The organism is Bradyrhizobium sp. USDA 4354, assembly GCF_054060315.1.
The window spans coordinates 2,436,638-2,450,000 of the sequence record NZ_JBSSDC010000001.1 but is presented as its reverse complement, the minus strand read 5'-3'; the positions used below and the strand labels follow the sequence as shown (position 1 = coordinate 2,450,000).

Below are 13,363 nucleotides of genomic sequence, written 5' to 3'. Positions count from 1 at the left end.
CAGCTGAGCTATGGCCCCGTAACCAGAAGACGAATGCTCGTTTGACTAGCCCGCCTTCGCCAAGACTGCGGCGTGGCAGCCTTCGTATCGAAGGGCTTGCCTAGCCGAAGCAGCGAAGCGCGAAGGCTGGTGGGCCTGGGAAGACTTGAACTTCCGACCTCACGCTTATCAAGCGCGCGCTCTAACCAACTGAGCTACAAGCCCCTAACGCATATCCCGTTAAGGACCCTGGATCCTGCCGTTGCAGGCCCAGCGCGTGTTCGTCCGCGAAGAAAGAGAAACGAAGACGGCGAAATCCCGCCAATGCAGCTCAACGATCTGGCGATCTGTTGGCCACTGATGTTTCTAAAACGATCCGATAGTGAGCGTGAGCTCGCTGAAGGATCATCCTTAGAAAGGAGGTGATCCAGCCGCAGGTTCCCCTACGGCTACCTTGTTACGACTTCACCCCAGTCGCTGACCCTACCGTGGCCGGCTGCCTCCCTTGCGGGTTAGCGCACCGTCTTCAGGTAAAACCAACTCCCATGGTGTGACGGGCGGTGTGTACAAGGCCCGGGAACGTATTCACCGTGGCGTGCTGATCCACGATTACTAGCGATTCCAACTTCATGGGCTCGAGTTGCAGAGCCCAATCCGAACTGAGACGGCTTTTTGAGATTTGCGAAGGGTCGCCCCTTAGCATCCCATTGTCACCGCCATTGTAGCACGTGTGTAGCCCAGCCCGTAAGGGCCATGAGGACTTGACGTCATCCCCACCTTCCTCGCGGCTTATCACCGGCAGTCTCCTTAGAGTGCTCAACTAAATGGTAGCAACTAAGGACGGGGGTTGCGCTCGTTGCGGGACTTAACCCAACATCTCACGACACGAGCTGACGACAGCCATGCAGCACCTGTGCTCCAGGCTCCGAAGAGAGGGTCACATCTCTGCGACCGGTCCTGGACATGTCAAGGGCTGGTAAGGTTCTGCGCGTTGCGTCGAATTAAACCACATGCTCCACCGCTTGTGCGGGCCCCCGTCAATTCCTTTGAGTTTTAATCTTGCGACCGTACTCCCCAGGCGGAATGCTTAAAGCGTTAGCTGCGCCACTAGTGAGTAAACCCACTAACGGCTGGCATTCATCGTTTACGGCGTGGACTACCAGGGTATCTAATCCTGTTTGCTCCCCACGCTTTCGTGCCTCAGCGTCAGTATCGGGCCAGTGAGCCGCCTTCGCCACTGGTGTTCTTGCGAATATCTACGAATTTCACCTCTACACTCGCAGTTCCACTCACCTCTCCCGAACTCAAGATCTTCAGTATCAAAGGCAGTTCTGGAGTTGAGCTCCAGGATTTCACCCCTGACTTAAAGACCCGCCTACGCACCCTTTACGCCCAGTGATTCCGAGCAACGCTAGCCCCCTTCGTATTACCGCGGCTGCTGGCACGAAGTTAGCCGGGGCTTATTCTTGCGGTACCGTCATTATCTTCCCGCACAAAAGAGCTTTACAACCCTAGGGCCTTCATCACTCACGCGGCATGGCTGGATCAGGGTTGCCCCCATTGTCCAATATTCCCCACTGCTGCCTCCCGTAGGAGTTTGGGCCGTGTCTCAGTCCCAATGTGGCTGATCATCCTCTCAGACCAGCTACTGATCGTCGCCTTGGTAGGCCATTACCCTACCAACTAGCTAATCAGACGCGGGCCGATCTTTCGGCGATAAATCTTTCCCCGTAAGGGCTTATCCGGTATTAGCACAAGTTTCCCTGTGTTGTTCCGAACCAAAAGGTACGTTCCCACGCGTTACTCACCCGTCTGCCGCTGACGTATTGCTACGCCCGCTCGACTTGCATGTGTTAAGCCTGCCGCCAGCGTTCGCTCTGAGCCAGGATCAAACTCTCAAGTTGGACTTGAACTTTGAACCGGCTGATCACAACGTTTGACGAGGTCCCACCATTTTTCATCAACCGAGGTCGATGAGCTGCCTGCGATTCACATCGCTGGCAACGATGGTGTTTCCTTTAAAACGTGTACCGCCGAAGTCTTTCGTCCGGTCTCGATCAGAAAAGCCGAAGCTTTTCGGAAGCGAGACCCGCAAGGACTCCGCCGTCCACGTTTCTCTTTCTTCATCTTCACTTGTCAAACAGCCCGGGACCGGAGAGGTCCCAACCTTCCGAGGAGGAAGGGTTCCGACACCCTTACCGACGATGAATGAACTCCAACCGACTTGTGTCGGCTGTTGTGTCACTCAACAAGGTGAGGAGCATCAGTGGCGCGTTCGCTCGCCTTGGTCAGTGACCCGGCGGCGCCGCGCTCAGTGGTTGGGGTTATAGGCCCCGCCTTCCGGGCTGTCAACGCCAATCGTCAACAAATCGTCGCACAGTGGATCGTCGGAAATAATCACGCATTTCCAGGCAGTTAGAGGGGCTACGGAGAGCCCGGCCGGCGCGACCGGAAGAAAAAACTGAAAAAAAGTTTGGCGCCTGGAGGGCTCCGGAGGGGCTCCTGAGGCGGCTTGCGGCGCCCCGCCGGGACGCCCCCTCGCGCCGCCCCTTTGAGGAAGTTTTTTCCATATTTGGCGCCGTACTTGAGCCACAATCCCGCGGCGTTCTGATAAGAGACAAGCTTGAATCGCTGGGAATGCCTGTGGGGGCTGCCGGCGATTTTCATGGGGTCAGGGGAAGGCGATCTTGCAAATGACGCGACCTTCCTTCGGCGTTCGAAAGACATCGAGAGAGCTTTACCCGTCCAGTTGTTCGTAATTTCGGCCGGCCCCAACAAAGGGGCTTTCTGAGCGCGGACGGCCGTACGGCTTGCCTTTTCCGGCGATCCCCCTTCAAGAGGGCGACCTGAGACAAGGTTCGAAGCGGGCTTTCTTGGGTCGTTGAGTTGGGGGACTTGGGTTGAACCACAGGACGTCACGCGGCACTTACGGGCGTGAGACCGGGATCATCGATCTCGGCCACGAGCCGCCGCTGTCCGTCGACGGTTCTGAAGCCGCCGTGATCGACCGCCGCCGCGTCTCGGTGCAATGGTTCAGCGGGACAATCTTGACCGGACTCTGCGGCGCGGCCCTGATCGGCGGCGCCGTTTTCGCATCGCTCGACGGCGAGATGACCTTCGCCAAGGTACCGGAGCGGGTCGAAGGCGCGCTGCGCGGGGCATTCGGCGCCGCCGATCGCGCCGCCGCGCTGCACAAGAGCGACCGCCTGCCGCCCCCGAGCGAATCCACGGCCTCGCGCAACGTCATGCGGGTTTCGACGGTCGCCCGCGTCGGCAACCGTGACGTGATGCGGGTGCGTCCCTTCGTCCGCATCGCAGGCAACCTGTCGATGACGACGAGCGACCTGTCGGCGAAGATCCCGCCGTTCAACGCCCAGCGCCTGCTCACCGATGTCGGCTCGGATCCGAAGACGGCGTCCGACGATCCCAATAATCCCGAGGCGGTCGAGCCTGATGCGGAAGTGTCCTTCGTCACCAAGGACCTGTCGCCGGTGCTGCCGAAGGCCAAGATTTCCGCAGTGGTGGCGCTCGACGACATCCTGATGCGGGTCCGCGACGCCGCCAACTGGCGCGGCAACGGCGGGGTGCGCTACGCCTCGCTCGCCAATGCCACGGCCGACGTGTCCGGCGCGACCGGCCCGTCCGACATCAGAAGCGCCTACGCTCCCGAAGCGTCATCGTCCGATCCCTATGCCGGTTTCGAGACGCGCGTGGTGCCGGAAAACGTCACGCTGCTGCCCAAGACCAAGGAGCAGATCACCGGCGGCAATCCCAACGGCGAACGCGTCCACATGGTCAAGAAGGGCGACAGCGTCGCTGGCGTGCTGCGCGATCTCGGCGCCAATGCCGACGAGATCAAGGCGATCACCGCAACGCTCGGGCCGCGCGGCCGCGACGGCGGGCTCAAGGAAGGCGAGAAGCTCCGCATCCTGATGGCGCCCGCGAGTCCCGGCGCCCGCCTGCAACCCTACCGCGTCGTCGTCGCCAACGAGACCATGGTCGAGGCGATCGCGGCACTGTCCGATCTCGGCAAATACGTCGCGGTCGACGTCTCCAGCATGAACACCGTCGCCGACACCGCGGCCAACGCCAGCAGCGAGGACGACGATGATGACGACGGCTCCGGCGTGCGGCTCTACCAGAGCATCTACGAGACCGCGATGCGCAACAAGGTGCCGATGCCGGTCATCGAGGACATGATCAAGATCTACTCCTACGACGTCGATTTCCAGCGCAAGGTGCAGCCCGGAGATTCCTTCGACGTGTTCTACGCCGGCGAGGACGAGGGCGTGACGTCGAGCGAAAAGAACGAGGTGCTGTTCGCCTCCCTCACGGTCGCCGGCGAGACCAAGAAATACTATCGCTACCAGAGCGCCGACGACGGCCTCGTCGACTACTACGACGAGACCGGCAAGAGCGCGAAGAAGTTCCTGGTCAGAAAGCCCGTCAACAACGCCATCATGCGCTCCGGCTTCGGCGGCCGCCGCCACCCGATCCTCGGCTACGTGAAGATGCATACCGGCGTCGACTGGTCCACCGCCTACGGCACGCCGATCTTCGCTTCCGGCAACGGCATGATCGAGAAGGCCGGCCCCGAGGGTGGCTACGGCAAGTACATCCGCATCAAGCACGCCAACGGCTACGAGACCGCCTACGGCCACATGTCGGCCTTTGCCAAGGGCATGGAGGTCGGCAAGAAGGTGCGGCAGGGCCAGGTGATCGGCTTCGTCGGTTCTTCCGGCCTGTCGACCGGCCCGCACGTCCACTACGAGATCCTGGTCAACGGCCGCTTCGTCGATCCGATGCGCGTGAAGCTGCCGCGGGGCCGTTCGCTGGAAGGCCCGATGCTGGCAAGCTTTGAAAAGGAGCGCGACCGGCTCGACGGCATGATGAGCGGCCGCGGCGGCGCCATCGCCCGCATGTCGGATGCGACCGGCGGCCCGCTGCAGGTCACCAACCGGTAGGTCGGGGCTCGGCCGCCTCGGCGGGACATCTCCAAACACGATCCGGATTCGACGTTGTCGCACGAGGCGGCTTCGCGGCGTCACAACGTCAAGTTTCGTTTGCCAAAGCCGGATGACGGGCGAATACTTTCCAAAAAACGGGAGGTCTCGCCATGAAGAACAGGCTCGCCTGCGCAGCCGTGGTTGCTGCGTTATTCTCCGCCACAAGCGCATCGGCCGAGGACTGGGAGGTCACCAGGCTCGTGCCGGGCTCGGCGTTCCACGGCGTGCACGGGCTCGGTGTCGACAAGGCCGGCCATCTGTTTGCCGGCAGCGTCGCGGGCGCGACGCTCTATGAGGTCGACATTGCCGGCGGTAGCGCGAAGGTTGCAATCCCAGCGCCGGTCGGAATGGCGGACGACATCGCGTTCGCGCCCGACGGCACCATGGCCTGGACTGGATTCCTCGCCGGCGACCTCTATGCGCGCAAGGGCGACGGCCCGATCAGGAAGCTCGCCAGCGGCCTTCCCGGCATCAACTCGCTCGCCTTCCGCAAGGATGGCCGGCTCTACGCCACCACCGTCTTCCTCGGCGACGTGCTCTATGAGATCGACGTCGAGGGCGTCAAGCCGCCGCGCCAGATCATGGAGAAGATGGGCGGCCTCAACGGCTTCGCGTTCGGTCCGGACGACAAGCTCTATGGTCCGCTCTGGTTCAAGGGCCAAGTCGCAAAGGTCGACGTCGACAAGGCCGAGCTGACCGTCGTCGCCGACGGCTTCAAGGTCCCGGCCGCCGTGAACTTCGATTCCAAGGGCAATCTCTTTGTGGTCGACACCGCGCTCGGCCAGCTCGTGCGGGTCGATCCCAACTCGGGTGCCAAGACCATGGTCGCGCAACTGAAGCCATCGCTGGACAATCTCGCCATCGACGACAGCGACCGCATCTACGTCTCCAACATGGCCGACAACGGCATCCAGCAGGTCGATCCCGCGACCGGCGAGGCCAAGCAAATCATCATCGGCAAGCTCGCTCTGCCCGGCGGCATCGGCGTCACCTCGGAGAACGGCAAGGATACGATCCACGTCGCCGACGTGTTCGCCTATCGCACAGTGGACGGTGCGACCGGCGAGGTCACCGAGAAGGCGCGCATGCATGCCGCCGGCGTCACGCTCGAATATCCGATGAGCGCGACCGCGAGGGGCAACGACGTGGTCCTGTCGAGCTGGTTCACCGGCACCGTGCAGGTGATCGACGGCAAGACCGGCGCGACGCGCGACATGCTGCACGACTTCAAGGCGCCGCATGACGCGGTCGTGCTCGCCGACGGCAGCATTCTGGTGGCTGAGCTCGGCACCAAGTCACTGGTCAAGGTGAGCGGTGAGCATGGCAAGGATCGCACCACGCTGATCGGCGCCCTCGAGGGACCGATGGGACTCGTCCGCGGGGCCGGCGACGAGGTTTACGTCACCGAAGCCTTTGCCGGCAACGTCTCCAGGATCGACAGCAATGGCGAAAAGACCGTGGTCGCCAAGGAGCTGAACATGCCGGAAGGCATCGCGCGCGGCCGCGACGGCCAGGTTGATCGTGGCGGAGGTCGGCGCCAAGCGGCTGATCGAGATCGCACCGGAGAGTGGCAAGGTCACCGAGATCGCCGCCAACCTCCCGATCGGCCTGACCGGCGCCCCCGGCGGCTTGCCGACGCATATCCCCACCGGCGTCGGTGTCGGCGCAACCGGCGTGATCTACTTCAGCTCGGACGTCGAGAATGCGCTCTACAAGGTGGTGAAGAAGTAGGAGACGTGTTGACGACCTGAAGTCGCCAGCCATCCAATCCACGGCTGCGATCCTCGGCGCGAGCACCGCCCGCGACGAGCCTTACTGCTTGATTGCGAAAAAGAACACCGGAAGGCCCTTGCGATCCCGATAGAAACTCTTCCATGTGCCCAGCGTAAACGAATGCGAGAAAACTCCCCGCTTTGAGCTGTTTGAGTAGATCAAGGTTTTATTCGTCGGCTCCACGATCTCGCCCACGATTCCTACGTGACCAACATTACCGCCATGGGTCGGTGAGATACAGATCATCCCCGGACCGATGTTGGCCTCCGAAACCTGTCTTTGAGTTTTGGCGAGAACTTCGCCCATGCGGGCAGTGCTGAGCCCTCCGCCTACCGGCTTGCCGGTCGCCAGCGTAACGACTTTGTTCACCGCAAAGGCACACGCAACGCGGCCGTTATTCGTGCCCGGCACATTGCGGGTAACGAGTGTGTCATCGCACTCCTTTGCCTTGGCGAAGATGTGCGCGCTGACTTCGTCGCCTGCTGCAATGGCTGGCACTTTGGGCGGAGCAGACTCGGACACATCAGCCGCTGCGACATCAATGCTCGCTGAAAGCTGAGCGACAACCGACGGGGGAACCAGACCGGGCTGGAGAGGAAATATGGTGGTGTCGCTGGCGAGGATCACGGCATTTCCCGAGCTGTCGAGCTTGACTAGGACCTGACCGCCGTTATCGCTGAATTGATCGATCGCCCAAATGGTGGATCCTCCCAAAGTCGCTCGCGCAATCACGCGATGAAGTGCATCGGGATCGAGAACTTTGGTGACCGCAGGCGGCACGATCGTGTCCGAGCTTGCTCTAAAACTGGTGAGCGCCAAATTCGCCCATTCATCCCGACGGTCGAAGTGCTCCACCCCGGATTTTGCTCTCTCGAATGCTGCTTCGAAGGCCCGCACGGCCTTGCTGATGCTGGCTGTCTTCAGAACGGCAGTCACGGCCATCGACTGTTTGTCGTCGGGTATCTTGTCCATCAACTCATCTCGGAGAAATCCGTAATTCGCCTCATCCGAGAATGGATCCAGCCCATTCTTGCTACAGAAGGCTTCAAACAGCGTGCGCCGCGCGCCAGTCCACTGCGCCCAACCGAAACCTCCCCTGGAACCGGGTATCAGCGGCTTCTTTTCCTGCATTTCGCGAAAGCCGTCGCACTCCAGACCGACGTTTCCCATTATCGCCGCAGCTTGGAAATCCTTGAAGCCGAAATCAGCGATCAGTTTCGCCATGATGCCCGGCGCTTTCGCGATGAAGGTTCTTGTTTCTTTCGTGCCGACCGGTTTCGTATGATCCGCCGGTGGACTCGGCGTGAAGTCTCCGGCCGCGATCGTAGCTGGCGGTTGCGGTGCATCCGGCACCGCGGCGAAGGCGGGGACCATCAACGCGCTCGTATTGTCGAGAGCGGCCTGCAGATCCCCCGGGAGCGCGGCGGTAGAGCTTGGCCACTGCTCCCGGTAGAGATCAACAGCGCTGGGAAGTCGCCCCAGCCGGGCAAGGCACCGGTTCTGCGCTCTCAAGGCCATCAATGCATAGATGATGCATTGCAGCTCCGGTATCTTGATGTCTTCCGGCTCAAAATCCGTGATGTCGAAATCTTCATCGGAACAATTAGCGTCCCACTCCGTCTGAGTCAGACGAAACGGGCCAATTCTGTTTCCATCATCAGCATCGGAAATACCCGACCGGAGTTGAGCTGCGCCAACGAGATAATGGGGATGGATACCGAAGCGCAATCCTTGGTGGACACATTCCGTCGCAAACCGTGCGGGATCGATGGCCATGGCAATTCGTCCTGGTTAGTCCGTGTTTGAGAGGCCGCAAGTTTCTATTTGGACGGCGGGGACGCAGGCGCCGGAGACGCGGGAGCCGCAGGCACCGGAGATGCAGTTGGAGGTGCTGGAGACGAAGCTGCGGGAGCAGCGGCAGGCGCTGCCGCCGGGCATTTTCCGGCAATTACCGTCCCGTCGGTATTCAACCTCATACGAAGCAAGGCCGCCTTCTTGTCACTCATCTCCTGTGTCTTTGCGAGCTTTGGATTCGAGGCGAAGACCTTCTGGATCGCCAACCGAGTCTCAGAATTGAGCGGTCCCAAATCTGCCGCGCCCGTCGGCGTCATGCACGCCGCCGTTTGAAATTGCTTGATGTCGGCGGCTGTTATCGAAAGCTCAAAATTGTCGAGGACATTTGGATTTGCCGACACAATCTTGGGCTTGTCGACTTTCCCGGGCGATCCGGAAGATTTTCCCGCGCCGCCCCCCAAGGTCCCCGATCGCACCAGCGTATCGGCTCTGATGACATCTCCGATCCGCAGCGATCCGGCCGATCCCAGTGCCGCCACCGGAGCTATCGCCGTCTTGGGTAGGTTTGCCTTGCAGGTGTCGGAATTGTTCGCTCTCGGATCGACAGTAATCAGATCGCAGATGTAGTTCATGAGGCCAGCGAGCTGGAAAAAGAACTTCCGCTGCGGGATCGGTTCAAGTCCACGGGCCCTGAGTGCGGCCATCTCGGCGATCCAGGCCGGCATATTGTCGTTTCCGCGCGCATAGATGTCATAGAGCGGCTGAACGTCGGCTACCGTGACGCGATAGGACAAATCCCTGTTGTCGATGGCAGGCGTCGTAAGCCAGACTTGCACCTCGAGCTCCACTGTATCCCGGTAGAGCGCGCCCACGACACGGCCGTATTTGATGGCGTCCTTTCCGATCTGCAGCAGCGCGTCGAGCAAATCGATCAGATTGATGGGATTGACCGCACTTCCTGTGGCCACGGTTACCAACCGCTTGGCATCCTCGATAGGCAGCGCGATCATCGCGAGATCGAACAAGCCCGTGGAATAATCGATCATCGCGCTGTCGTAATAGAAGCAGGGGTCGTGCTCGGCGCCTTCAACTGCAAGCGGATTTTCGTTGAAGGCGCAGAGATAGATCGGCATGAATCGCTTCGTCAGCGCACCAATGCGAATGGCAAGCAACTGCCGGTCCGATTCGTTCTTGGCCGACACCGAAGCGAGCCTCGCCAGCGAGACCTGCATCGCAAACGCGCGCAGCGCGCGCATCGACTTTGAGTCTGCCTTCAACCAGTGCTTGTCGAGGACATAGTCGATGTAGCCGCCTCGATTGGTCGTCTCCATCTCGTAGATGGCACAACCATTATTGAGCAGCAAAGCAACGCATAAAAAAGCAACCAATAAAATACGCACACAGGGCCCCCCTGCTGGCTTTCAAGCTTCGCGCAGGCGCGGCAGGTTGTTCAAGATCATTTCACAGCTGTTGCTCTAATTCGTGGTGCGTGTATCATTTCGACAACACGGCCTTGGCGTGTTGGTTGCCACATCGCTCTGCAGTTGCATCTGCCGCCACCGTGCTATCATAGGCCGAATTCCTCGCTGCAGCAGCGGCGGACCAAAGGGACAGCATTGTTGACACGCCGCTTCTCGTCGCCGGCCTCCCATTCCGGGGGAACCGTTCGCCCGGTTTCTCAATTGCCAATATTCCGGACACGGAGCGCAGGAGCAGAAACCATGCAACGCCTCTCTCGGGATGACGTCACGAAGGTGCTTTCGGGAGCGGACGACGTCACCATTGCCCAGATCATCGGTACTGGCGCGACTGTCGAGGAACTTGCCGAAGCTCAAGCCTGGCTCGCCAATGACGAGCCCATGATCAATGATCTGCGGCCGCTGGCGCACGGACGGGTGCGCGATCTCGTGGATATCCTCTCGGAGTTCGAAGAGAATGCCGACGAAGGCGACATCTCGGGTTCAAATCCCGTCCCCAGCACTGAGTAACGATTGTCGAAAGAAAACCGCCCCGGAGGCCTCCGGGGCGGTGTGCCGTCTGGTGGTGTTTCGCAAGCCTCAGTTCAACTTCCGCTTCGCCACCGGCGCCTCGAACTGGGTGATCTCCGCGGTTTGCGGCGCCTTGCCGTTGAAGGTCAGCACGTTGCCTTCGGACGAGATCGCGACGTGGTCGCCGTCCCTGACGTCGCCGGCCAGGATCATCTCGGCGAGCGGGTCCTGGAGGTAGCGCTGGATCACCCGCTTCAGCGGCCTTGCGCCATAAGCGGGGTCCCAGCCCTTGGCGGCGAGCCAGTCGCGGCCGGCGGCATCGAGGCTCAGCACGATCTTGCGATCGGTCAGCAGCTTCTGCAGCCGCGCGAACTGGATCTCGACGATCCGGCCCATCTCGCTCTTCTGGAGGCGGTGGAACAGGATGATCTCGTCGACGCGGTTGAGGAATTCGGGACGGAAGTGCGCCCGCACCATTCCCATCACCTGCTCGCGCACGGCCGAGGTGTCCTCGCCCTCCGGCTGGTTCACCAGGAATTCCGAACCGAGGTTCGAGGTCATGATGATCAGCGTGTTGCGGAAGTCGACGGTACGGCCCTGGCCGTCGGTCAGGCGGCCGTCGTCGAGCACCTGCAACAGGACGTTGAAGACGTCAGGATGCGCCTTCTCGATCTCGTCGAACAGCACCACTTGGTAGGGCCGGCGCCGCACCGCTTCGGTGAGCGCGCCGCCCTCGTCATAGCCAACATAGCCCGGAGGCGCGCCGATCAGCCGCGAGACCGAGTGCTTCTCCATGTATTCGGACATGTCGAGGCGGACCATCGCGGTCTCGTCGTTGAAGAGGTACTCGGCGAGAGCCTTGGTCAGCTCGGTCTTGCCGACGCCGGTCGGGCCTAAGAACATGAACGAGCCGGTGGGGCGGTTCGGGTCCTGCAGCCCTGCGCGCGAGCGGCGCACGGCGGGTTGCGACCGCACGCACGGCCTCGGCCTGCCCTACGACGCGCTTGCCGAGCTGCTCCTCCATCTTCAGGAGCTTCTCCTTCTCGCCTTCCAGCATCTTGTCGACGGGCACGCCGGTCCAGCGCGAGACCACTTGCGCGATGTGGTTGGCGGTGACCGCCTCCTCCATCATCTCGCCGGAGTTCTCCTTGGCCTCGATATCCGCGAGCTTCTTCTCGAGCTCCGGAATCCGGCCATAGGCCAGCTCGCCGGCCTTCTGGAATTCGCCGCGCCGCTGGGCGTTGGCGAGCTCGACACGCAGGCCGTCGAGCTCGGACTTCAGCTTCTGGGCATCGGAGAGCTTGCTCTTCTCCGCGCTCCAGCGCGCCGTCAGCGCCGTAGACTTCTCCTCGAGCCCGGCAAGGTCCTTCTCCAGGGTTTGGAGCCGGGTCTTGGAGCCGGGATCGCTTTCCTTCTTCAGCGCCTCCTGCTCGATCTTGAGCCGGATGATCTCGCGATCCAGCGAATCCAGCTCTTCCGGCTTGGAATCGACCTGCATCTTCAGCCGTGCCGCGGCCTCGTCCATCAGATCGATCGCCTTGTCGGGGAGGAAGCGGTCGGTGATGTAGCGGTTGGACAGCGTCGCGGACGCAACAAGCGCGGAATCGGTGATCCGGACGCCATGGTGCTGCTCGTACTTGTCCTTCAAGCCGCGCAGGATCGAGATGGTATCCTCGACCGAGGGCTCGCTGACGAAGATCGGCTGGAAGCGCCGCGCCAGCGCCGCATCCTTCTCGACGTGCTTCTGGTACTCGTCCAGCGTGGTCGCGCCGATGCAGTGCAGCTCGCCGCGGGCGAGCGCGGGCTTGAGCAGGTTGGAGGCATCCATCGCGCCGTCGCCCTTGCCGGCGCCGATCAGCGTGTGCATCTCGTCGATGAACAGGATGAAGGTGCCCTCGCTCCCGGTCACCTCCTGGAGAACGGCCTTCAGCCGCTCCTCGAACTCGCCGCGGTACTTCGCGCCGGCGATCAGCGCGCCGAGGTCGAGCGACAGCAGCTTCTTGTCCTTGAGGCTCTCCGGCACGTCGCCATTGACGATGCGCAGCGCGAGCCCTTCCGCGATGGCGGTCTTGCCGACGCCGGGCTCGCCGATCAGGACGGGATTGTTCTTGGTCCGGCGCGACAGCACCTGGATGGTGCGGCGGATCTCCTCGTCGCGGCCGATGACCGGATCGAGCTTGCCGTCGCGTGCGGCCTGGGTCAGGTCGCGGGCATATTTCTTCAGCGCGTCATAGGCGTTCTCGGCGGTCGCGGAATCCGCGGTCCGGCCCTTGCGCAGCGCCTCGATCGCCGCATTGAGGTTTTGCGGAGTGACGCCGCCCTTGCTCAGGATGGTGCCGGCCTCGCTGGTCTTCTCGAGCGTCAGCCCGAGCAGCAGCCGCTCGACGGTGACGAAGCTGTCGCCGGCCTTCTCGCCGGCCTTTTCGGCGGCATCAAAAGTGCGGGCCAGTTCGGGCGCCAGATAGATCTGCCCGGCGCCGCCGCCGGAAACCTTCGGCACCTTGTTCAGGGCCTCCTCGGTCGCCTTCAGGATTGCACGGGAATTGCCGCCGGCGCGGTCGATCAGACCGGCAGCGAGCCCCTCATTGTCGTCCATGAGGACTTTCAGGACGTGCAGGGTGGAGAATTGCTGGTGCCCCTCGCGCATCGCGAGCGACTGCGCCGACTGGATGAAGCCCCTGGAGCGTTCGGTATACTTCTCGATATTCATCTTTTCTGTCCCTCGGCCTGCCCTTGGGGCCCTCTCAGGCACCCCAATACGGCATCTTCATTGGGTTTCCGCTGACCGCATTGAGGTTTCTCAAGCGGCAACGGCCGTCTTTT

5 protein-coding genes, 2 tRNA genes, 1 rRNA gene and 1 pseudogene (1 of these 9 only partly in view) are annotated in these 13,363 nt (G+C 61.7%); 3 read left to right on the top strand and 6 right to left on the bottom strand.

The genetic code is table 11. The features are described from left to right. The 3 genes from ACVIIV_RS11450 to ACVIIV_RS11440 form a co-directional block, all read right to left on the bottom strand. A tRNA-Ala gene (locus ACVIIV_RS11450) sits at positions 1–18 on the bottom strand (it extends 58 nt beyond the left edge of the window). Between the two features lie 109 nt (positions 19–127). Then, positions 128–204 (bottom strand) — tRNA-Ile (locus ACVIIV_RS11445). A 190-nt stretch (positions 205–394) separates the two neighbouring features. Next, positions 395–1,883 (bottom strand): 16S ribosomal RNA (locus ACVIIV_RS11440). 996 nt (positions 1,884–2,879) lie between these two features. Between ACVIIV_RS11440 and ACVIIV_RS11435 the strand changes: the two genes are divergently transcribed. Together ACVIIV_RS11435 and ACVIIV_RS11430 are read left to right on the top strand one after the other, a co-directional pair. Beyond that, positions 2,880–4,943 carry a M23 family metallopeptidase gene (locus tag ACVIIV_RS11435; RefSeq protein ID WP_456744280.1) on the top strand — a complete coding sequence of 688 codons (2,064 nt, stop codon included), beginning with the start codon at positions 2,880–2,882 and terminating at the stop codon, positions 4,941–4,943. A gap of 152 nt (positions 4,944–5,095) precedes the next feature. After that, positions 5,096–6,736 carry a Vgb family protein gene (locus ACVIIV_RS11430; RefSeq protein ID WP_456744279.1) on the top strand — a complete coding sequence of 547 codons (1,641 nt, stop codon included), beginning with the start codon at positions 5,096–5,098 and terminating at the stop codon, positions 6,734–6,736. Positions 6,737–6,797: 61 nt separating this feature from the next. Here the strand turns inward: ACVIIV_RS11430 and ACVIIV_RS11425 are convergent, their stop codons facing one another. Beyond that, positions 6,798–8,534: a phage tail tip lysozyme gene (locus ACVIIV_RS11425; protein ID WP_456744278.1), complete on the bottom strand. Its 1,737-nt coding sequence runs from the start codon at positions 8,532–8,534 to the stop codon at positions 6,798–6,800. 44 nt (positions 8,535–8,578) lie between these two features. Next, positions 8,579–9,952: a hypothetical protein gene (locus ACVIIV_RS11420; protein ID WP_456744277.1), complete on the bottom strand. Its 1,374-nt coding sequence runs from the start codon at positions 9,950–9,952 to the stop codon at positions 8,579–8,581. Positions 9,953–10,273: 321 nt separating this feature from the next. Between ACVIIV_RS11420 and ACVIIV_RS11415 the strand changes: the two genes are divergently transcribed. Then, positions 10,274–10,540: a hypothetical protein gene (locus ACVIIV_RS11415; protein WP_456744276.1), complete on the top strand. Its 267-nt coding sequence runs from the start codon at positions 10,274–10,276 to the stop codon at positions 10,538–10,540. Positions 10,541–10,609: 69 nt separating this feature from the next. Here the strand turns inward: ACVIIV_RS11415 and clpB are convergent. Next, positions 10,610–13,250, bottom strand: a pseudogene (clpB, locus tag ACVIIV_RS11410) (ATP-dependent chaperone ClpB). Positions 13,251–13,363 lie beyond the last annotated feature (113 nt).

Bases quoted from the DNA above. Each gene is read 5' to 3' on its own strand.
- ACVIIV_RS11425 (WP_456744278.1), bottom strand. From the start codon at position 8,534: ATGGCCATCGATCCCGCACGGTTTGCGACGGAATGTGTCCACCAAGGA.
- ACVIIV_RS11415 (WP_456744276.1), top strand. From the start codon at position 10,274: ATGCAACGCCTCTCTCGGGATGACGTCACGAAGGTGCTTTCGGGAGCG.
- ACVIIV_RS11430 (WP_456744279.1), top strand. From the start codon at position 5,096: ATGAAGAACAGGCTCGCCTGCGCAGCCGTGGTTGCTGCGTTATTCTCC.